19 protein-coding genes are annotated in these 19,099 nt (G+C 73.3%); 10 read left to right on the forward strand and 9 right to left on the reverse strand.

Translation table 11 applies throughout. The annotated features are described in order from the left end of the window. Window positions 1-51 precede the first annotated feature (51 nt). The 3 genes from tauA to ACLBYE_RS23140 are packed head-to-tail and all read left to right on the forward strand — an operon-like array spanning window position 52 to window position 2,830. Window positions 52-1,065 (forward strand): taurine ABC transporter substrate-binding protein, encoded by a 1,014-nt coding sequence (gene tauA / locus ACLBYE_RS23130; protein ID WP_447695960.1) that lies wholly within the window; start codon window positions 52-54, stop codon window positions 1,063-1,065. 23 nt (window positions 1,066-1,088) lie between these two features. Beyond that, window positions 1,089-1,937, forward strand: coding sequence for a taurine ABC transporter ATP-binding protein (locus tag ACLBYE_RS23135; protein ID WP_447695961.1), 849 nt, complete (start codon window positions 1,089-1,091; stop codon window positions 1,935-1,937). After that, complete coding sequence (locus tag ACLBYE_RS23140) at window positions 1,934-2,830, forward strand: ABC transporter permease subunit (RefSeq protein ID WP_447695962.1); 897 nt, start codon at window positions 1,934-1,936, stop codon at window positions 2,828-2,830. The genes ACLBYE_RS23135 and ACLBYE_RS23140 overlap by 4 nt, the downstream gene beginning before the upstream one ends. On the opposite strand, the gene ACLBYE_RS23145 is transcribed toward ACLBYE_RS23140, so the two are convergent. Beyond that, window positions 2,827-3,546: a hypothetical protein gene (locus tag ACLBYE_RS23145; RefSeq protein ID WP_447695963.1), complete on the reverse strand. Its 720-nt coding sequence runs from the start codon at window positions 3,544-3,546 to the stop codon at window positions 2,827-2,829. The two genes, ACLBYE_RS23140 and ACLBYE_RS23145, sit on opposite strands and share 4 nt — an antisense overlap. Before the next feature lie 759 nt (window positions 3,547-4,305). Between ACLBYE_RS23145 and ACLBYE_RS23150 the strand changes: the two genes are divergently transcribed. The 4 genes from ACLBYE_RS23150 to ACLBYE_RS23165 all read left to right on the forward strand — a co-directional run bounded on the left by ACLBYE_RS23150 (window position 4,306) and on the right by ACLBYE_RS23165 (window position 6,831). Next, window positions 4,306-4,905, forward strand: a complete 600-nt coding sequence (locus tag ACLBYE_RS23150) for a PAS domain-containing protein (RefSeq protein WP_100252078.1) — start codon at window positions 4,306-4,308, stop codon at window positions 4,903-4,905. A 271-nt stretch (window positions 4,906-5,176) separates the two neighbouring features. Further along, window positions 5,177-5,686 carry a ferritin-like domain-containing protein gene (locus ACLBYE_RS23155; RefSeq protein ID WP_091677612.1) on the forward strand — a complete coding sequence of 170 codons (510 nt, stop codon included), beginning with the start codon at window positions 5,177-5,179 and terminating at the stop codon, window positions 5,684-5,686. Window positions 5,687-5,784: 98 nt separating this feature from the next. Next, window positions 5,785-6,429, forward strand: a complete 645-nt coding sequence (locus tag ACLBYE_RS23160; protein ID WP_447695964.1) for a cysteine hydrolase family protein — start codon at window positions 5,785-5,787, stop codon at window positions 6,427-6,429. Window positions 6,430-6,633: 204 nt separating this feature from the next. Then, a complete protein-coding gene (locus ACLBYE_RS23165; protein ID WP_012318739.1) occupies window positions 6,634-6,831 on the forward strand; it encodes a hypothetical protein in 198 nt (65 codons plus the stop codon). Between the two features lie 91 nt (window positions 6,832-6,922). Here the strand turns inward: ACLBYE_RS23165 and ACLBYE_RS23170 are convergent, their stop codons facing one another. Beyond that, window positions 6,923-7,693, reverse strand: a complete 771-nt coding sequence (locus tag ACLBYE_RS23170) for an SDR family NAD(P)-dependent oxidoreductase (RefSeq protein WP_447695965.1) — start codon at window positions 7,691-7,693, stop codon at window positions 6,923-6,925. Window positions 7,694-7,845: 152 nt separating this feature from the next. Here ACLBYE_RS23170 and ACLBYE_RS23175 point away from each other — a divergent pair, with 152 nt between their 5' ends. Then, on the forward strand, window positions 7,846-8,475 hold the full coding sequence (locus ACLBYE_RS23175) for a TetR/AcrR family transcriptional regulator (RefSeq protein WP_056523325.1): 630 nt from the start codon (window positions 7,846-7,848) through the stop codon (window positions 8,473-8,475). 11 nt (window positions 8,476-8,486) lie between these two features. Here the strand turns inward: ACLBYE_RS23175 and ACLBYE_RS23180 are convergent, their stop codons facing one another. From ACLBYE_RS23180 to ACLBYE_RS23200, 5 genes are all read right to left on the reverse strand, one after another. After that, window positions 8,487-8,831: a DUF1330 domain-containing protein gene (locus tag ACLBYE_RS23180; protein ID WP_020093214.1), complete on the reverse strand. Its 345-nt coding sequence runs from the start codon at window positions 8,829-8,831 to the stop codon at window positions 8,487-8,489. Between the two features lie 63 nt (window positions 8,832-8,894). Further along, the gene (gene pyrF, locus ACLBYE_RS23185; protein WP_447695966.1) at window positions 8,895-9,587 is read right to left on the reverse strand and encodes an orotidine-5'-phosphate decarboxylase; all 693 of its coding nucleotides are present in this window, start codon (window positions 9,585-9,587) and stop codon (window positions 8,895-8,897) included. A 303-nt stretch (window positions 9,588-9,890) separates the two neighbouring features. Then, the gene (locus ACLBYE_RS23190; RefSeq protein ID WP_447695967.1) at window positions 9,891-10,508 is read right to left on the reverse strand and encodes a uracil-DNA glycosylase family protein; all 618 of its coding nucleotides are present in this window, start codon (window positions 10,506-10,508) and stop codon (window positions 9,891-9,893) included. Window positions 10,509-10,645: 137 nt separating this feature from the next. Beyond that, on the reverse strand, window positions 10,646-12,841 hold the full coding sequence (locus ACLBYE_RS23195; RefSeq protein WP_447695968.1) for a molybdopterin cofactor-binding domain-containing protein: 2,196 nt from the start codon (window positions 12,839-12,841) through the stop codon (window positions 10,646-10,648). Window positions 12,842-12,902: 61 nt separating this feature from the next. Further along, window positions 12,903-13,358 (reverse strand): (2Fe-2S)-binding protein, encoded by a 456-nt coding sequence (locus ACLBYE_RS23200; RefSeq protein WP_447695969.1) that lies wholly within the window; start codon window positions 13,356-13,358, stop codon window positions 12,903-12,905. A 284-nt stretch (window positions 13,359-13,642) separates the two neighbouring features. Here ACLBYE_RS23200 and ACLBYE_RS23205 point away from each other — a divergent pair, with 284 nt between their 5' ends. After that, the gene (locus ACLBYE_RS23205) at window positions 13,643-15,178 is read left to right on the forward strand and encodes a sensor histidine kinase (RefSeq protein WP_020093219.1); all 1,536 of its coding nucleotides are present in this window, start codon (window positions 13,643-13,645) and stop codon (window positions 15,176-15,178) included. Window positions 15,179-15,205: 27 nt separating this feature from the next. On the opposite strand, the gene ACLBYE_RS23210 is transcribed toward ACLBYE_RS23205, so the two are convergent. Beyond that, a complete protein-coding gene (locus ACLBYE_RS23210) occupies window positions 15,206-15,622 on the reverse strand; it encodes an EVE domain-containing protein (RefSeq protein ID WP_020093220.1) in 417 nt (138 codons plus the stop codon). Between the two features lie 224 nt (window positions 15,623-15,846). Between ACLBYE_RS23210 and ACLBYE_RS23215 the strand changes: the two genes are divergently transcribed. Next, window positions 15,847-18,252, forward strand: coding sequence for a bifunctional diguanylate cyclase/phosphodiesterase (locus ACLBYE_RS23215; RefSeq protein WP_447695970.1), 2,406 nt, complete (start codon window positions 15,847-15,849; stop codon window positions 18,250-18,252). Between the two features lie 26 nt (window positions 18,253-18,278). Here the strand turns inward: ACLBYE_RS23215 and ACLBYE_RS23220 are convergent. Continuing rightward, a partial coding sequence (locus ACLBYE_RS23220; protein ID WP_447695971.1) for an NAD(P)H-dependent glycerol-3-phosphate dehydrogenase occupies window positions 18,279-19,099 on the reverse strand: 821 nt, incomplete at its 5' end.

Below are 19,099 nucleotides of genomic sequence, written 5' to 3' on the forward strand. Positions count from 1 at the left end.
CGGCCGCCCGAGTCGCCTCCGCGCCGGGCCGGCCGGAATGGGGGACATCTCATGACATCTGCCGGTCCGCACCGCCGCGCCGTCGCGCTGGCCGCCCTGGCCGCCCTGGTTCTCGGAGCGCCGTTCCCCGGCACCGCCCGCGCGGCCGACCGGGAGGTCACCTTCGCCCACCAGGACATGGTGGTGCCGTTCCGCGCCCTGATGGCCTCCGGGGCGATCGAGAAGGCGACCGGCTACACGATCCACTGGCGCAAGTTCGGCGGCGGCGGCGACGTGATCCGCGCCATGGCCTCGGGCAGCGTCCAGATCGGCGAGGCGGGGTCGAGCCCGATCGCGGCGGCCGCCTCGCAGGGGCTCGACATCCAGCTGTTCTGGATCCTCGACGAGATCGCCGACGCCGAGCAGCTCGTGGCCCGCGCCGGCAGCGGCGTGACGGGCGTGGCCGACCTGCGCGGCAAGACGGTCGCGGTGCCGTTCGTGTCGACCGCGCATTACCAGCTGATCGCCGCCCTGGCGGAGGCCGGGCTGACGCAGGCCGACGTCCGGATCCTCAACATGCGGCCGCCCGAGATCGCCGCCGCCTGGGAGCGGGGCGACATCGACGCGACCTTCATCTGGGACCCGGTGCTCGCCCGGGTGAAGAAGTCCGGCACCGTGGTGGTCTCGGCCGGCGACCTCGCCCGCCGGGGCAAGGCGACCTTCGACGGCCTCGTGGTCGACCGGGCCTGGGCGGCGCGGAACCGGGACTTCCTGGTGACGCTCGTCCGGCTGATCGCCGCCCAGGACGCGGCCTACGCCGCCAGGCCCTGGACCGCCGACGCGCCGGAGGTGGCGGCGGTGGCCCGGATCAGCGGCTCGGCGCCCGCCGAGGTGCCCGCGAGCCTCGCGGCCTACCGGTTCCCGACCCTGGAGGCGCAGGCCTCCCCGGCCTGGCTCGGCGGCGGCGCCGCCAAGGCCCTCACCGAGACCGCCGCCTTCCTGAAGGCGCAGGGGCGCGTGCAGGCGCTGGCGCCCGACTACGCCCGGTTCGTCACGACGGAGGTCGTGGACGCGGCCCGGAAATAGCCTGTCCCCGGACCGGAGGGCCCATGATCGAGATCCGCAACCTGAGCGTCCGCTACGGGCAGCGCGCCGACGCGGTCGCCGCGCTGTCGGGGATCGACCTGACCATCGGTCCCGGGGAGTTCGTGGTGGCGCTCGGCGCCTCGGGCTGCGGCAAGACCACCCTGCTCTCGGCGATCGCTGGATTCCTGGCGCCCACCGAGGGCCGCATCCTCCTCGACGGCGCGCCGGTCCGGGGGCCGGGGGCCGAGCGGGGCGTGGTGTTCCAGCGCCACGCCCTGATGCCCTGGCTGGACGTCGCCGAGAACGTGGCCTTCGGACCGAAGATGCGGGGCGTGCCCCGGGCGGAGCGGCGGCGGATCGCCCTGGCGACGCTCGACCTTGTCGGCCTGCCCGACTGCGCCGACCGGAAGGTCTACGAGCTCTCGGGCGGGATGCAGCAGCGGGTCGGCCTCGCCCGGGCGCTCGCCGGAGACCCGCGCGCCCTGCTGATGGACGAGCCGCTCGGCGCGCTGGACGCCTTCACCCGCGAGCAGATCCAGGAGCTGATCCTCCGGATCTGGCACCGGACCGGCAAGATGGCCTTCTTCATCACCCACGACGTCGAGGAGGCGGTGTTCCTCGCCACCCGGCTGGTGATCATGAGCCCGCGGCCCGGCCGCATCGTCGAGACGCTGGACCTGCCCTTCTCCCGGGCGTTCGTCGAGGGCCGCGACGCGCGGGCCGTGAAGTCGGACCCCGCCTTCATCGCCGTGCGCGAGCGCGTGCTCGCGCGCATCCGCGGCGGCGCCCGCGGCGCCCGCCCCCCGGGGCGGGAGCGCGCGCCCGCGCCCCCCCGGGGCGGCGCCGGCGCGGCGCCCGAGGCCGTCCGATGAGCGGCCTGCCCCGCGCCGCGCCGGACGCGGTCCCGGACGCGGTCCCGGACGCGGTCCCGGACGCGGTGCCGGACGTGATCCCGGCCTCGGCTCCGGCCCCGCTGGCGCGCGCCGGAATCCGCCGCCGCGGGATCCTGGTGCCGGCGGTCAGCGCCGCCACGGTGCTGGCCGCCCTCGGCCTCTGGCTGGTCGCCACCCGTGCCGGCTGGGTGAAGCCGCTGTTCCTGCCGCCGCCGGAGGCGGTCCTGGCGGCCTTCGGTCAGGCCTGGCGCGGGGAGATCGACGGCGCCCCGCTCGGGCTCCACATCGGCGACAGCCTCCTGCGCGTCCTCGGCGCCTTCGCGCTCGCCGCCCTGGTGGGCATCCCGGTCGGGCTCGCGATGGGCACGAGCCGGATCGCCCGGGGCATCCTCGACCCGCCGATCGAGTTCTACCGGCCGCTGCCGCCGCTCGCCTACCTGCCCCTGATGATCATCTGGTTCGGGATCGGCGAGCTGTCGAAGGTGCTGCTGATCTTCCTCGCCTGCCTCGCCCCGGCGGCGCTCGCCGCGCGGGCGGGGGTGCGCTCCGCCTCGGTCGACCAGATCAACGCCGCGCGCGCCCTCGGGGCGAGCCGCTGGCAGGTCCTGCGCCACGTGGTCTTCCCGGCGGCGCTGCCGGAGATCCTGATCGGCCTGCGGATCGGCATGGGCGTGGGCTGGACCACCCTGGTGGCCGCCGAGATGGTGGCGGCCCAGGCCGGGCTCGGCCAGCTCGTCCTCAACGCCTCCAATTTCCTGCGCACCGACGTGGTGGTGATGGGCATCCTGCTGATCGGCCTGTTCGCGGGCCTGTTCGAGCTCGGGATGCGGGGCCTGGAGCGCGTGCTGGTGCCCTGGAAGGGCCGACACTAGCGCCGCCGCAGCACCCGCTTGAGCCGGCTGCCCGCGTGCGGATCGACGTAGTGCAGCAGGGCCGTGGCCCGGATCGCGTCGGACGCGCAGGGCTCGTTCGTGTGCAGCGAGCGGTAGCCCCAGAAGAAGTACAGGCTTCCCGGCTTCAGCGACATGCGGATCACGCGGTCGCTGCCGCGGTCGTAGGCGCGGGTCAGGAGTTTCTGCGCGAGCGGATTGTCGACCAGTGCCTTGTCGACGAGGTTGCGGAGGTAGCTCCGACGCAGTGCGCGGGTGTTCGGGTGGATGATCAGGCGCCCCGGAGAGCCGTGGTCCGGCATGGTGACGGGGACGAGGGCCGTGAGCACGTAGGAGTCGAAGTGGAAGCGCATCGAGTGCGTCCTGGCGCCACGTCCCGCCAGACAGCGCAGGATCTGGTAGTAGCCGACATCCGGCGCGGGCCGTCCCACGGCGCTCTCGTAGATGCCGCGGCACAGGGCGTTGAAGGTCGGGTCGTCCGGCAGGGCGGCCAGGAACGTGCCGCCGAGATCCTTCGTCCCGGTGAAACCCGCGTACTCACCGCCCTTCGCGGCGACCGCCCGCGCGACGAAAGCCTGCGCGACGCGCAGGTCCTCCGGGCTCACGTAGTCCTCGAGAACCGCGTAGCCCTGTGACGTGATCTGCTGCGCGATCGCCCCCGCCACGGCGCCGGAGGGGACCTTGAACATGTAGCTCATGGGACCGAACCTTGCCGACCCGAGCCAGACGACACCTGAGAGCCGGTCCGAACGCCATCGAGCGCACGATCTGAGCCGATAGAGCCGGATTAGTCAATCATTCAGCAGGGCAAATAGCTGCACAAGATGGCGCAAGTTGCGCCATTACTGCACAGGCCGCCGGGACGAAGGGGGCTACGGGTTCACGGCGCGGCGGCGGATGGGTCCGCGCGGAGATTCTGCGGATCGGAGGAACCGGCCGGCCCGCGCGCGGCTCTGCATCCACGTCCGCGTCCCGACAAGATGTGGGGCCCACCAGGCAGCGGACGTGGAGGTCGGCAGAACCAACCCGTCCTTGATCGCGTCGGCCCGCTCGCCGGTCGCCCTCATTTGATGCGCTCGCTGCGCTGACGAACCGCGTCCAGCGCCCGCGCGGACGCGCAGGGCGCGCACGCTCCGGCCCGGACCGGGACGTCCCGGGCCCCTCGGCCTGCATGCGGGGCTTGGACGCGGGGCCTCGCCCCGTCCCCGCCGGCGGAGTCAGGTGTCGGCCAGTGGAGGGACGGCACGTCGCGGCGGCCAGCAGAAGAAAATTCCCTTCGAGTCCGCCGCTCAACTCTGACGGAAGCCTAGGGCGGGCGAACCGGGCACGGCGAGACAACACATATATTTGAATACAAGATCTTTACGGGAATTTGTATTAGGCTATAACGGATTTTGCAGGATCACAATCGTCGCGCAGCGTCGCCTCTGGTTGCGGTGAGATCGGGGAGGTCTCGGATGGACCACGCGGACGACGTCGTATCCGAGGCGGCGCTCGTCGCGGCGCTCGAAGCCTCGGGCGGCGTCGGCTTCTGGATGTGGGACATCCTCCGGGACGAGGCGCGGGCCGATCCGGTGAGCGCCCTGCTGTTCAACATCAGCCCGGCCCGGTCGCGGGTCGGGGTCAGCCTCGCGGAGCTCCTGAAGGCCGTCCATCCGGACGATCAGCCCCACATCTCGCAGGTCATTCTGGACTGCGTCCGGACCGGCGGCTCCTACACGGCGGAGTACCGCGTCTGCTCGCCGGAGGGGCGGCTGCGGTGGCTGTTCACCCGCGGGCACTTCTACCTGGACCAGGACGGGCGGCCGACCACCGGACGGGGCGTGATCGTCGAGATCTCGGACAGCAAGGCGGCCGGCGCGGCTTTCGCGGAGCGCGACGGGGACACGATCGACGACGCCCTCAGCCGCACCGCCGACCTCTGCCTGTCGCTGCACAACACGGTCTCGGTGCTCGGCGACACCGCCCTCGTGGCGCTGACCGAGACGCTGCTCCTCGAGATCGGCAAGCGCCTCGCGGAGCGCCAGCGCGCCGAGCGCAGCGGCGGCCTGCACTGAGCGGGACAGCTGCCGGAGGTCGCGGATCGTCCGGCCCCACCGGGAGCGGCGGCCCCCGCGCGCGCGACCCCGGTCCATCGACCTCCTCCAAATCCGCGCCGCCGTGCGGCGGGCGTCCCGGGAGGGCGATACGGGAGGAGACGCGCCTGCACGGCGCCGCGGGGCCGGGCGACCCCGCGCCTGCGACCTTCCGACCGGAACTTGGCCGTGCGGCACCCGTGTTTGCCGGTTGAATGAGCCCAGCGCTCACAACTGCTGAGAGGTGAACGCCATGACCATGGACGCCCGCGAGATCTACGTCACGGCCCTGAAGAACACCCATGCTGTGGAGATGCAGGCGCTGCAGATCATGGAGCGGCAGGTCGAGCGCCTGGAGCGCTACCCCGAGATGGAGCAGGCCCTGCGCCGCCACATCGAGGAGACGCACGGGCAGCGCCACCGGCTGGAGGAGGCGCTCCAGAGCCTGGGCGACAGCCCCTCGACCCTCAAGGAGGGCTTCCTGGGCTTCGTCGGCAACATGATGGCGCTGGGTCACACGCCGGCGCAGGACGAGATCCTGAAGAACACCTACGCCAACCACGCCTTCGAGAATTTCGAGATCGCCGCCTACGAGTCGCTGCTCACCATCGGCGACGCCGCCGGCCAGCAGGGCCACCGGACGGCGTTCGAGCAGTCCCTGAAGGAGGAGCAGGCCATGGCGGAGGCGGTGCGCAAGCTGATCCGCCCGACCACCGAGCGCTACCTCTCCCTGACGGTATCCGGCGCCAAGGCCGACCGCTGAGGTCCCGCCGTCCCCGCCCCGAGACCGGGCGGGGACGGCCTCCGCGCCCACCTTCGCCCGCTACCCGAGCCCCGCTGACCCGGTCTGATCGCGCGCCCATGGACATCGGAAGCCGCCCCTCGACGGACAGTCCCCGGCCGGGGCCGGAAACCGCCGGCGGGGCCCTGGGGAGGGGGTGCGTCCACCTCTGCGTGGACATGCAGCGCATGTTCGCCGAGCCCACCGACTGGCAGACCCCGTGGATGAACCGCGTCCTGCCCCATGTCTGCCGCCTCGCGGCGGCGCATCCGGAGCGGACCGTCTTCACCCGCTTCATCCCGGCCGCCCGGCCGGGCGAGGGCCGCGGGACCTGGGCGACCTACTCGCGGCGCTGGGCCGGCATGACCCGGGAGCGCCTCGATCCGGGCCTGATCGACCTCGTCCCGGACCTCGCCCGACTGGCCCCACCCGCCGAGATCGTCGACAAGACCGTCTACTCGCCCTGGCTGGAGACGGGTCTCGACGCGCGCCTGCGCGCGCGCGGGGTCGACACGCTGATCGTCACGGGCGCCGAGACCGACGTCTGCGTGCTGGCCGCCGTGCTCGGCGGAGTCGATCTCGGCTACCGGATCGTGCTGGCCACCGACGGCCTGTGCAGCTCCTGCGACGAGGCGCACGACGCCCTCCTGCTGATGTACCGGATGCGCTACGGCCACCAGGTCGAGACGATGACGACCGCCGAGATCCTCGACCGCTGGCACTGAGCCGGCCGCGCGCCCTCCCGTCGCGCCCGAGCATCCGCCCTGTAATGGCCAAGCTCAAGGCGAGTTCTCGGCCCGGCTCCGCCGGCGACTCCGGCTCACGAACACTCGATCCGTGCGGCCGCGCACGCGAAAAACAGTCGCGGCGCATGAACCGGTGGCCGGTGAGACCGTTATGTTCCTGAACAGGGTTCCGGAGGAAAGGTTATGGCCAAGCACGAGATCCTCGGCTACTTCGAGCACCGCCGCGACGGGGCCTGGGTCTGCGTCCGTCCCTTCACCCTGACCACGCGCGACGCGAGCGTCGACATCCGCCAGGGCATGCGCTTCGACTACGGCAAGCGCGTCGGGGGCGTCGATCTGGCCGAGTACCTCGAGCGCCTGGGCTCGCAGTTCGGCTCCTGAGGCGCGGTCACGCGCGAACCGCATATCGCAGAGCCTTCGACGCGGCGCCGGGCGTGACCCCTGCGCCGCGCTTCGTCGTTCCGGGCGCCGCTCAGGCGCCGCCCCACTGCATCGTCAGGCCGCCGTCGACCACCAGGGTGTGGCCGGTGACGTAGGCGGCGTCCTCCGAGGCGAGGTAGAGGATCGCCCGGGCGATCTCCTCGGGCTGGCCGGCCCGGTGCCACGGGATCCGCTCCAGGGACTGTTCGAGAACCTCCGGCTTCTCGAACCGGTCGGCGATCATCGGCGTCTCGATCAGGCCCGGGGCGACGGAGTTGACGTTGATCCGGTCAGCCGCGAGCTCGCGCGACAGGGACCGGCAGAGGGAGCCGAGCCCGGCCTTCGACATGCCGTAGGGGGCGCTCTCCGGCGTGGGCAGGTGCTGGGCCACGGAGGAGACGAACACGATCTTGCCGTTGCCGCCCTGGGCCCGGCGCATCCGGATGAAGGGGCGGGCGCAGAACAGCGGCCCCATGAGGTTCACCCGCAGGATCCGCTCCAGGACCGCGTCGTCCATCTCGGCGACCGGCATACCGCTCATGGCCTGCCCGGCATTGGCCACGAGGATGTCGAGGGTGCCGAACTCGCTGCCGATGCGGTCGAAGGCCGCCGTGACCGCCGCCGGGTCGCCGACGTCGAGCTGGAGCACCAGCGCCCGCCGGCCCGCGGCCTCGACCCGCGCGGCGGTCTCCCGGATGCCCTCCGCGTCGCTGTGGTAGGTGATGGCCACGTCGGCGCCCGCGCGGGCCAGCAGTTCCGCGGTCGCCTGGCCGATGCCGGAATCGGCCCCGGTGACCAGGGCGCGGGTGTCGGTGAAGCGCATCGCGGATCTCTCGCTGGCGCCGCCGTCGCGGCGGGGTGCCTGGGCAATGGGCGTCGCCCGGGCCGGTTCCGGGCGCGCGCAGCCGCCGCAGGGGAACCCGATCCGGGTTCGCGTCTTTGACGCCCCGCCGCCGCATGGCCTAGTGAGGTCGCATGTCCCTCGAAGATACGACCCGCTCGCTCGCGGAGGAGTGCGCGCCCGACACGCGGAGCCGCATCCTCGCGACGGCGGGCACGTATTTCCGCGAAATCGGCTACCAGAAGACGACCGTGGCCGATATCGCCCGGACGCTGAAGATGAGCCCGGCCAACGTCTACCGCTTCTTCGAGTCGAAGAAGGCGATCAACGAGGCGGTGCTGGAGCGGCTGATCGGCGAGAGCGAGGCGGTGATCCTCGGCATCGCCGACCGGCCGGGCCTCGACGCCACCGCGCGCCTCGCGGCGGCGATCGAGGCCCTGCATCGCGACTCCACCCGGCGCTGCGAGACGTTTCCCCGCCTGCACGAGATGATCGAGGCGGCGATGGCGGAGAGCTGGGACGTCTGCCGCCACCACGTCGCCCGGATCACCGCCGGGTTCGAGCGGATCATCCGGGACGGGGTGGCGCGGGGCGAGTTCGAGGCGGCCGATCCCGCCGAGGCGGCCGCCTGCGTCCACGTCGCCATCGCCCGCTACACCCACCCGCTGCTGGTGGGCTGCTCCACCCTCCAGCCGGTGCCGCCCATGGCGGCGATGACGGCGTTCCTGCTGCGGAGCCTCGCGCCGCGCGGGCCGCTCCCGTAGCGCGCCGCCGCCTACTCGGAGGCCGGTCCCGCCTCCGGCGCCGGCTCGGAGGCGCTGGGCTGCGGCCCGTCATAGCCCTCGATCACCAGGATCTCGGCCTCGACGCCGCCGCGCTGCTTGGCCTTGGCGGCCTGGTAGAGGTCGGAGTTCCAGCAGGCGAGGGCGTCGGCGTAGCTCGGGAACTCGATCACCACGTTGCGGGACCGGGCCGGGCCCATCACCGCCTCGTGGGCGCCGCCGCGCACGAGGAACCGGCCGCCGAACTTGGCGAAAGCCGCGCCGTTGGCCGCCACGTAGTCCTTGTAGGCCTCCGCGTCGCGGACATCGACCCGCGCGATCCAGTAGCCCTTGGTCATGCTGCGTCTCCTGCCCTGCGGAGCGAAGTGGGACCGCTCCGCCCGAAGGCAATCCCGCTCGGATCAGGCGAGGTCCGCCACGATCGCCCGCGCCACCGCGCGGGGGTCGGCGGCGCCGGTGATCGGGCGCCCGACCACCACGTGGTCGATCCCGGCCCGGCGGGCATCGCCCGGCGTCATGACCCGCTTCTGGTCGCCGGCCTCGGCGCCCGCCGGGCGGATGCCCGGGGTGACGATCAGCCGGTCCGGACCGACGACGCGCCGGACCGCGCCCGCCTCGGCGGCCGAGCAGACGAGGCCGTCGATGCCGATCTCGGCCGCCTGCGCGGCGCGCTTGGCGACGAGCTCCGCCACCGGCAGGCCGTAGCCGGCCTCCGCGGCGTCGGCGTCGTCGTAGGAGGTGAGCACCGTCACGGCGAGGATCCTGAGCCCCGCGCCCCGGCCGCGGACCGCCGCCCGCATGGTCTGCGGGTAGGCGTGCACGGTGAGGAAGGTGGCGCCGGAGCCCGAGGCCGAGCGCACGCCCTCCTCGACGGTGTTGCCGATATCGTGGAGCTTCAGGTCGAGGAAGACCTTGAGCCCGCGGGCCGCCAAGCGCTCGGCCAGGGCGAGGCCGCCCGCGTAGCCGAGCTGGTAGCCGATCTTGTAGAAGGTCGCGGCGTCGCCGATCCGGTCGATCAGCGCCTCGGCGGCCTGCACGCTCGGCAGGTCGAGGGCCACGATCAGGCGGTCGCGGGGGTCGGCAATCTCGGTCATCGGCGCGTCCTTCGGGGGTCGCGGCACGGATCACGGGCCGGCGATGCCTGTCAATGCGGGCGGGTTCGGGCGACGCCGCCCCCGACCTGCCGTCCCCGACCTGCCGTGCGCGCCCCGACCCGCGCGCCGTCCTTGCGAGCGCAGCGAAGCAACCCAGGGCGGCACGCCGGTCTCGGATTCGATGCGTCGCTGGATTGCTTCGCTGCGCTCGCAAAGACGGGCGCGACCCGTCAGTCCCGAGGGATATGGGATGCGCATGTCGTCGCTGTCGGGACGAGACCCCGACGGCCCCTCATCCCGCCATCACCCCGCCATCACCCGCGCCACCTCGGCGCGCAGCACCGGCAGCAGCTCCGCCTCGAACCAGGGCTCGCGCTTCAGCCAGCCGTTGTTGCGCCAGGACGGGTGGGGCAGGGGCAGGACCCGGGGGCGGCGCGGCTCGGCCAGGATCTCCCGCCAGCGCCGCACCGTCCCGGTGAGGCCGCCCTCCATCCGTCCGAGGTGCCAGCCCTGCGCGTACTGGCCGATCACCAGGATCAGCTCCAGGTCCGGCAGGCCGGAGAAGAGTTCCGCCCGCCAGCGCTCGGCGCATTCCCGGCGGGGCGGCCGGTCGCCGCCCTTGGCGTCGAGGCCGGGGAAGCACGACCCCATCGGCACGATGGCCACCCGGGCGGGATCGTAGAACCGCGCCTCGTCGAGGCCGAGCCAGGCGCGCAGCCGCACGCCCGACGGGTCGGTGAAGGGCTGCCCGGTGCGGTGGGCGCGGGTGCCGGGGGCCTGGCTGGCGATGCAGAGGCGGGCCGTGGCCGAGCCCTGGACGATCGGCCGGGGCTCCTGGGGCAGGGGCGGCCCGTAGCGCGGCGTGTCGCGGCAGAGGCGGCAGGCGCGCAGGCGCGCGGCGGTGTCGTCGAAGGCGGGCATGGCCCGGAGATGGCGTCGCGGCGCGCGAAAAAGAAACGGCGCGGTGTCGCGCCGCGCCGTCGTCAGTCGGGTCTCTTGCCTTGGGGGGAAGGCCCACACTTCCTAAGCCGATCCGGGCCGGCGGAACGTGCGTTTCCTCACGCGCCCTTCACGCCGGAGAGGTCGAGCGGTAGCGAGCGCAGGCGCCGGCCGGTCGCGGCGAAGACCGCGTTGGCGATCGACGGCCCGAGCACGGGCACGCCCGGCTCACCGATCCCGGTGGGCGCCGCCTGGCTCGGCACGATGTGCACTTCCACCTTCGGCATCTCGCTCATCCGGGTCGGCTCGTAGGCGTCGAAATTGTGCTCCTGCACCTGCCCGTCCTTGAGGGTGATGCGGTTGCGCAGCACCGCCGACAGGGCGAAACCCACCGCGCCCTCGACCTGCGCGCGGATCACGTCCGGGTTGACCGGAACGCCGACATCCACTGCCGCCACGATCCGGTTGACGCGGATCGCGGCGTCGTGCGCCGTGACGTCGGCCACCATGGCGACGTAGGAGCCGAAGGATTCGTGGACCGCCACCCCGAGGCCGCGGCCCCGGTCCTGCGGCCTGGCGCTCCAGCCGGCCTTCTCGGCGGCGAGCTTGAGCACGCCGGACAGCCGCGGCGCCTGGGTCAGGAGGGAGAGCCGGTAGGCCACCGGATCGACGCCCGCGGCATGGGCCAGCTCGTCGATCATCACCTCCATCACGTGGGCCGTGTGGGTGTGGCCGACCGAGCGCCACCACAGGACCGGCACGCCCTCGCGGCCGTTATGGACGCCGAACCGGTAGGCCGGCAGCGCGTAGGCGGTGTCGGAGGCGCCCTCCACGGTGGTGGCGTCGATGCCGTTCTTGACGATCATCGCCTCGAAGGGCGAGCCGATCATGATCGACTTGCCGACCATCACGTGGTCCCAGCCGACCACCGCGCCCTTGCCGTCGATGCCGGCCCGGACCCTGTGCAGCACGGTCGGGCGGTAATAGCCGCCGGCCATGTCGTCCTCGCGGGTCCAGACGAGGTGGAGCGGGGCCTTCTCGCCGGACGCCTTGAAGACGGTGGCGGTTTCCGCGAGGTAGTCGGCGGTGGGCGTCGCCCGGCGCCCGAACGAGCCGCCGGCCCAGTTGCTGTGCAGCCGGACCCGGTCGGCCGTCACGCCGAGGATCGCCGCCATGGTGGCCTGCTCGACGGTCTGGAACTGGAAGCCCGCGTAGACGTCGTAGCCGCCGTCGGACCCCTTCTCGATCGTGGCGTTCAGGGGCTCCATCGCCGCGTGGGCGAGGTAGGGGAAGGTGAACTCGGCCTCGACGACCTTGGCGGCTCCCTTGAGCGCCGCCTGCGGGTCGCCGCGCTCGGAGGCCGTCAGGCCGGGACCCTTGGCGCGCTCCCGGTACTCGGCCAGGATCGCGTCGGACGAGCGGGTCTCGGCGGTGCTGTCGTCCCAGGCGACGGTCAGCGCCTCGCGGCCCTTCATGGCCGACCACGTGTCGCGGGCGATCACCGCCACGCCGGTCGGCACCTGCACCACGTCGAGGACGCCCGCGACCTTCCGGGCGGCCGCAGCGTCGAAGCTCTTCACGGTGGCGCCGAAACGCGGCGCCCGGGCGACGAGGGCCGTGACCTGGTTCGGGCGGCGGATGTCGAGGGAGTAGACCGCCGTGCCGTTCGTCTTGGCGACGGAATCGAGGCGCGGCACCGTCTGGCCGATCAGCGTCCACTCGCTCGGGTCCTTGAGCCGCGGCTCGGAGGGCACCGGCAGCGAGGCGGCCGAGGCGGCGAGCTCCCCGAACCGGGCCTGCCGGCCGGACGGGGCGTGGCGCACGAGACTGTCGGCGACCGTGATCTCGGAGACCGGCACCTTCCAGCGGAAGGCGGCCTCGGCCATCAGCATCTCGCGGGCGGCGGCGCCGGCCTTGCGCAGCTGGAACCAGGAATTGGCCACCGCGGTCGAGCCGCCGGTGCCCTGGATCGGGCCCATCAGGGTGTTGTTGTAGAGCGCCGCGTCGGCGGGCGCGAACTCGGTGCGGACGTGTCGCCAGTCGGCGCCGAGCTCGTCGGCCAGGATCGTGGCGAGCCCGGTCGTGTTCCCCTGGCCCATGTCGAGGTGCTTGATCACCACCGTGACGGTGTCGTCCGCGCCGATCCGCACGAAGGCGTTGGGCTGCGCCTTCACGTCGGCGAGGTTCGGGCCGGGCGCGGCGCGGGCGGGTTTCGGGTCGAGCCGGAACGCGACCACGAGGGCGCCGGCGGCCGCGAGCAGGCCGCGGCGGCTCGGACGGACGGGGAGGGGGCTCGGTCGACGGGCGTTCAGCATGGCGGCGAGGCTCCGGTCGGGACCGCGGGGCAGGGCGGAGGAAGGTGGGCGCCGGGACGGTTCAGGCGAGGCTGCGCGCGGCTTCGTGAATCGCCGCGCGGATGCGCTGATAGGTGCCGCAGCGGCAGATGTTGCCGTCCATGGCGCCGTCGATGTCGGCGTCGGTGGGCTTGGCGTTGCCCGCGAGCAGGCCGATCGCCGACATGATCTGGCCGGACTGGCAGTACCCGCACTGGACCACGTCGAGCTTGCGCCAGGCCGCCTGGACGGCCTCGGCCACCCGGCCCGACACGCCCTCGATGGTCGTCACCTGCGCCGCGCCGACATCGCCCAGGCGCGTCTGGCAGGCCCGGACCGGCTGGCCGTCGAGGTGGACCGTGCAGGCGCCGCACTGCGCGATGCCGCAGCCGTACTTGGTGCCGGTGGCGTCGAGCCGGTCGCGCAGCACCCAGAGCAGGGGCATGTCGGGATCGGCGTCGATCGCGTGCGCGACGCCGTTGACGGTGAGATTCGGCATGGTCGGCGACCCTCTCTCGACGCGCGTGTCCGGGCGCCCCGGATCGCGGCGTGCGACCGCGCTCGGGCCGGCGGGCCTCCACCCGAGACTAGCGGGCGCCGGCCCCGACACGATGTGCGGCACCGCACGTCGATCCGGCGGCAGGACAGTCTCGATACAGCCCGCGATGCTTAAGATTGCAGGGATGTCGGCAGCCGCTTCTTAACATATCCGCCCCATCCTCACGGAGTGCTTCCCCGCCACCGCCGCCCGTCCGCGCATTCGAGCCGAGTTTGAAGACGCGCATGTCCGATCTCACCGTCGAGATGGTCCAGCGCGGTCGCGGCCCCTCGACGGAGGAGGCGGCGCGCCGCCGCGGGGTCGCCCGGGAAATCCGCTCGGCCCGGGAGAAGCTGACCTCGCGGACCGGCCTCGAACGGGCCTTCGACTACGAATTGCTGCGCCACTACGCCCAGTACCGGGTCGGCGCGGGCATCCCGCTGGTGGGGTTCGCGGCGGTGCTGGCCGCGGCGTCGACCTTCTGGATCGCGCCGCCGGTGGCGGCGATCTGGGCCCTCGGCGTGGTCCTGATGATCTCGCTCAACACGACGTTGAGCCGGCGCTTCCTCCGCGCCGACCCGGCGACGATCCCGCTCGCCCGCTGGCGCCGCCGCTTCCTGGTCGGCGAGGTGCTGCAGAGCCTGTCGTGGGCCGCCATGATCGGGCTCGGAACCACCGGCGGCTGGACCTTCGCGCTGTTCGGCCTCGTCATCGCCTCCGCGGTCACCACCATGCTGGCCGCGACGGTGCCGCTCGCCGCCGTCGCCGCCCTGGTGCCGCTGGCCCTCGCCACCGCCTCGCTCGCGGCCTTCTCCCGCGGGATGGACCTGCTGATGCTGGTGGTCATGGCCGGCGGCGCGCAGGTCTTCTTCCTCGGCCTGTCCCGCCGCCTCTACACCTCGACGGTGGGCGCCCTGCGCTCCCGCGCCGAGAAGGACGCGGTGTTCGGCGAGCTGGAGCAGGCCAAGGCCAATTCGGACGAGGCCCGCCGCCGGGCCGAGGAGGCCAACCTCGCCAAGTCGCGCTTCCTCGCCACGATGAGCCACGAGCTGCGCACGCCGCTCAACGCCATCCTGGGGTTCTCGGAGGTGATGAAGAACGAGGTGTTCGGCACCCATACGGCGCCGTCCTACCGGGAATACTCCCACGACATCCACGACAGCGGGATGCACCTCCTGAACCTGATCAACGAGATCCTCGACCTGTCGCGGATCGAGGCGGGGCGCTACGAGCTCAACGAGGAGCCGGTGCAGCTCGCCCACGTGGTCGAGGAGTGCCGCCACATGATGGGCCTGCGGGCCAAGGCGAAGAACCAGACCTTCCACGACCTCGTCGACGGCTCGCTGCCGCGGCTCTGGGCCGACGAGCGGGCGCTGCGCCAGATCGTCCTGAACCTTTTGTCGAACGCCGTGAAGTTCACCCCCCCGGGCGGCGAGATCTGGCTGAAGGTCGGCTGGACCGCCTCGGGCGGGCAGTACGTCTCGGTGAAGGACAGCGGCCCGGGCATCCCCGAGGACGAGCTCGGCACGGTCCTGTCCTCGTTCGGGCGCGGCTCGCTCGCGATCAAGACCGCCGAGCAGGGCTCCGGCCTCGGCCTTCCGATCGTGAAGGGCCTCGTGGAGCTGCACGGCGGGCAGTTCCAGCTGTCCTCCAAGCCCCGCGAGGGCACCGAGGTGGTGGTGACCCTGCCGGCCGCCCGGGTCATGGACACGCTGCCGCCGGTCGAGGTCGAGCCGGACTTCGTGGGCCCCGTGCGCGGCCCCCTCAACCGCGCCGCCTGAGCGGCCCGTCGGGCCGCGCGCCCCGGCTCAGCCGAGACCGCCGAGGGCGCAGACCCGCGCCCACTCGGCCTCGGTCACCGGCTGCACCGACAGCCGGGAATTGTTGACCAGCACCATGTCGGCGAGCGCCGCGTCGGCCTTGATCGCCTCGAGCGTGACCGGGCTCGGCAGCGCCCGCACGGCCCTGACGTCGACCATGCCGAAGCGGCCGGTCTCGTCGGTGTGGTCGGGATAGTAGGCGCGGATCACCGCCACGATGCCCACCACCGCCTTGCCCTCGTTCGAGTGGTAGAAGAAGCCCTCCTCGCCGACCTGCATGGCCATCAGCTGCTTCTTGGCGAGGTGGTTGCGCACGCCGTTCCAGTGCGTGCCGGCCTCCCCGGCCGCGACCTGCTGATCCCACGACCAGGTCGCGGGCTCGGATTTGAACAGCCAGTACGCCATCGCTGAAGTCCCAGTAGACCGCCCGGCCGGGCGGCGCGCCCCGCCATAGCCCAGCTTCGCATCCCGGGAACAGGCCGGTCCGGCCCCGGCCGCGCGCGGGACCGGCGGCCAAGCAGAACCCGCGTAGAACGCCGCAGCTCTGCTATCGCGAGCCTTGGGCAAATATTAAATTCTGCATGCAAATAGCCGTATAGCGCGTCACGCACCAATCGCCGGTTGCAAACATGATCTCAGTCATCGGTTGTTTTATCGGTGAACACAACCTGTGGCTGGTAGGCCTCGCGGCCCTGGTCTGCGCGCTGGCGAGCGGCACCGCGATCGAGCTTCTCACCCATGCCGGCCGGACCGGCGGCCGCGGCCGCTACGTCTGGGTCGCGGTGGCCGCCGCCGCCGGGGGATCGGGGATCTGGGCGACGCATTTCCTGGCGATGCTCGCCTTCGAGCCCGGGCTGCCGTCGGGCTACGGCGTCGGGCTGACGCTCCTCTCCTACGTGGACGCCGTCGCGATCACCGGGCTCGGCTTCGCCCTGGCCGTCTCCGGCCGGGCGGTCCAGGCGGGCCTCGGCGGCGCCGTGGTCGGCGGCGGCATCGCGACGATGCACTACACCGGCATGGCCGCCTATCAGGTGGCGGGGCACCTCGCCTGGACTCCCGCGCTGGTCGTGGTCTCGGTCGGCCTCGGGGCGGGGCTCGGCGCCGCCGCCCTGGTGGTCGGCCTGTCGGCCACCACCGTCCGGGGTCGGTACGGCGGCGCCGCGCTGCTGATCCTGGCGATCTGCGGCCACCACTTCGCCGGCATGGGCGCGGTGACCCTGCATCCCGACCCCACCGTGGCGATCCCCTCGGGCGCGCTCCGGAGCGGGTGGCTCGCCGCGGCCGTGACGGTGGCGAGCTTCCTGATCCTGCTGCTCGCCGGCGCCGCCCTCGTGGTCGACCTGCGCGAGCGCCGCCGCGCCGACCTCGAGCGCGAGCGCCTGCGCAGCCTCGCCAACGCGGCCGTGGAGGGCCTCGTCGTCTGCCGCGGCGGCGAGATCGTCAGCGCCAACGAGGCCTTCGCCCGGCTCGCGGGCCTGGAGGCGGCCCTCCTGACGGGCCGGAGCCTCAGCGCCTACCTGCCGGACCTCGTGCCCGGCGCCGGGACGGCCGACCAGCCCCTGGAGACCGAACTCGTCCCGGCGGCGGGCGCCCCCATTCCCGTCGAGGTGATCATGCGCCCGGTCGCCGAGTACGGGCGCCTGCCGCACCACGCCGTGGCGGTGCGCGACCTGCGCGCCCGGCGCCGGGCCGAGAGCGAGATCCACTACCTCGCCCACCACGACGCGCTCACCGGCCTCGCCAACCGCACGAGCTTCCACGCCCGGCTCGAGCGCGCGATGCGCGCCGCGGACGCCCAGGGCGGCCGGCTCGCGGTGCTGTGCCTCGACCTCGACCGCTTCAAGGAGGTCAACGACCTGTTCGGGCACGCCGCCGGCGACGCGATGCTGCGCGACCTCGCGCTGCGGGTCGGCGGTCTCCTCGACGCCGAGCAGCTGATGGCGCGGCTCGGCGGCGACGAGTTCGCCATCCTGACGCCGCAGGCGGAGGGACAGGGGGAGGGACGGGCCGAGCGGCTGGCCGCGCGGATCCTCGCCACCCTGGCGGCGGTGCCGGCCGCCTCCGGCCCGGTGATCGCCACCAGCATCGGCATCGCGGTCTATCCCGACGACGCCGCGGACCTGCGCGCGCTCCTGAGCCACGCCGACGCCGCCCTCTACCGGGCCAAGAGCGAGGGGCGCGGCACCTGCCGGCGCTACGACGCCAGCATGGGCGCCGAGATCCGCGACAGGCGCCAGCTCGAGCACGACCTCCGCCACGCGGTGGCGCGGGGCGAGCTGGAGCTCGTCTACCAGCCGCAGAGCCAGATCGAGTCCGGCACGGTCACGGGCTTCGAGGCGCTGCTGCGCTGGCACCATCCGGACAGGGGCGGCATCTCACCGGCCGTGTTCGTCCCGATCGCCGAGGAGACCGGGGCGATCCTGGAGATCGGCGCCTGGGTGCTGCGGGAGGCCTGCCGGGCGGCGGCCGGCTGGCCGAACCCGCTGGCGATCGCCGTCAACGTCTCGGCGGTGCAGCTGCACAACCCGCACTTCGTCGCGTTCGTCCACGGGACCCTGTACGAATCCGGATTGCGGGCGGAGCGCCTGGAGATCGAGATCACCGAGACCGCGCTGATCCGGGATCCGGCCCGGGCGCTCCTCACCCTGCGCCAGCTCAAGGCCCTCGGCGTGCGGATCGCCATGGACGATTTCGGCACCGGCTACTCGTCGCTGTCGAACCTGCGCGCCTTCCCGTTCGACCGGATCAAGATCGACGGCTCGTTCATCAGGGCGGTCCACAGCAACCCGCAGGGGGCCGCGATCGTGCGCTCCGTCCTGGGGCTGGGGCGCGGCCTCGGGCTCGCCGTGGTGGCGGAGGGCGTGGAGACCGCCGAGGAGCTGTCCTTCCTGGCCGGCGAGCAGTGCCACCTCGCCCAGGGCTACCTGCTGGGCCGGCCGGCGCCGATCGCGCGCTTCGCGGCCCACACCCACGGCCCAGGACATGGCCAAGGACATGGACAAGGCCACGCTGTGCCGGCGGCCTCGGTGGCGTGACGAGGGTTGCAGGCCGGGGCCGGCGCTCAGTCGGTCTCCCCGCGCAGCGGACGGGCCAGCAGGCCGGCGATCACGTCGTCGACGCTGGCGGTGCCCGCCACGATGGCGGCGGCGGGCGCCGCCCCCCGCCTCTCGGTGCCCCCCGCGGCCCGCCGCCCCCCCCCCGCCGCGGCCGTGAACGCCCCCTCGGCGAGCTTGCCGCCCGCGGCCTCGGCCGGGCTCGCCCCGGCGCCGAGGCGCTGGCCGAAGGCGAAGTTGCGCGATTGCGGCGAGGAGGCGGTGAGCACGAGGTCGCCGAGGCCGGAGAGCCCCATCAGCGTCTCGGGCCGGCCCCCGAAGGTGCGGGCGAAGCGCATCAGCTCGGCGAAGGCCCGGGCGATCAGCGCCGCCCGGGCGCTCTCGCCGAGCCCGCGCCCGGCCACGATCCCGCAGGCGATGGCGAGCACGTTCTTGCCGGCGCCGCCGATCTCGACGCCGCGCACGTCGTCGGTGTGGTAGAGGCGGAAGCTCGGTCCCGACAGCAGCGCGCTCAGGGCGGCGGCGCGGCCGGCATCGGCCGCCGCCAGGGTCACGGCCGTGGGCAGGCCGCGGGCGACGTCGATCGCGAAGCTCGGGCCGGACAGGACCGCCACGGGCGTTCCCGGCGGCAGGACCTGCTCGGCCACCGCGCTGAGGAAGCTGTCGCTGCCGCGCTCGATCCCCTTGGCGCAGAGGATGACCGGCCCGGCCGTCGCCAGGGGTCCGCGCAGGGATTCCAGCACGCCGCGCACGGTCTGGGCGGGCACGACCAGGAGCGTCGCCCGGGCACGGGCGGGGGGGGGGGGGCCGGCCCGCCCCCCCCCTGCCG

Source organism: Methylobacterium sp. A52T (assembly GCF_053346095.1).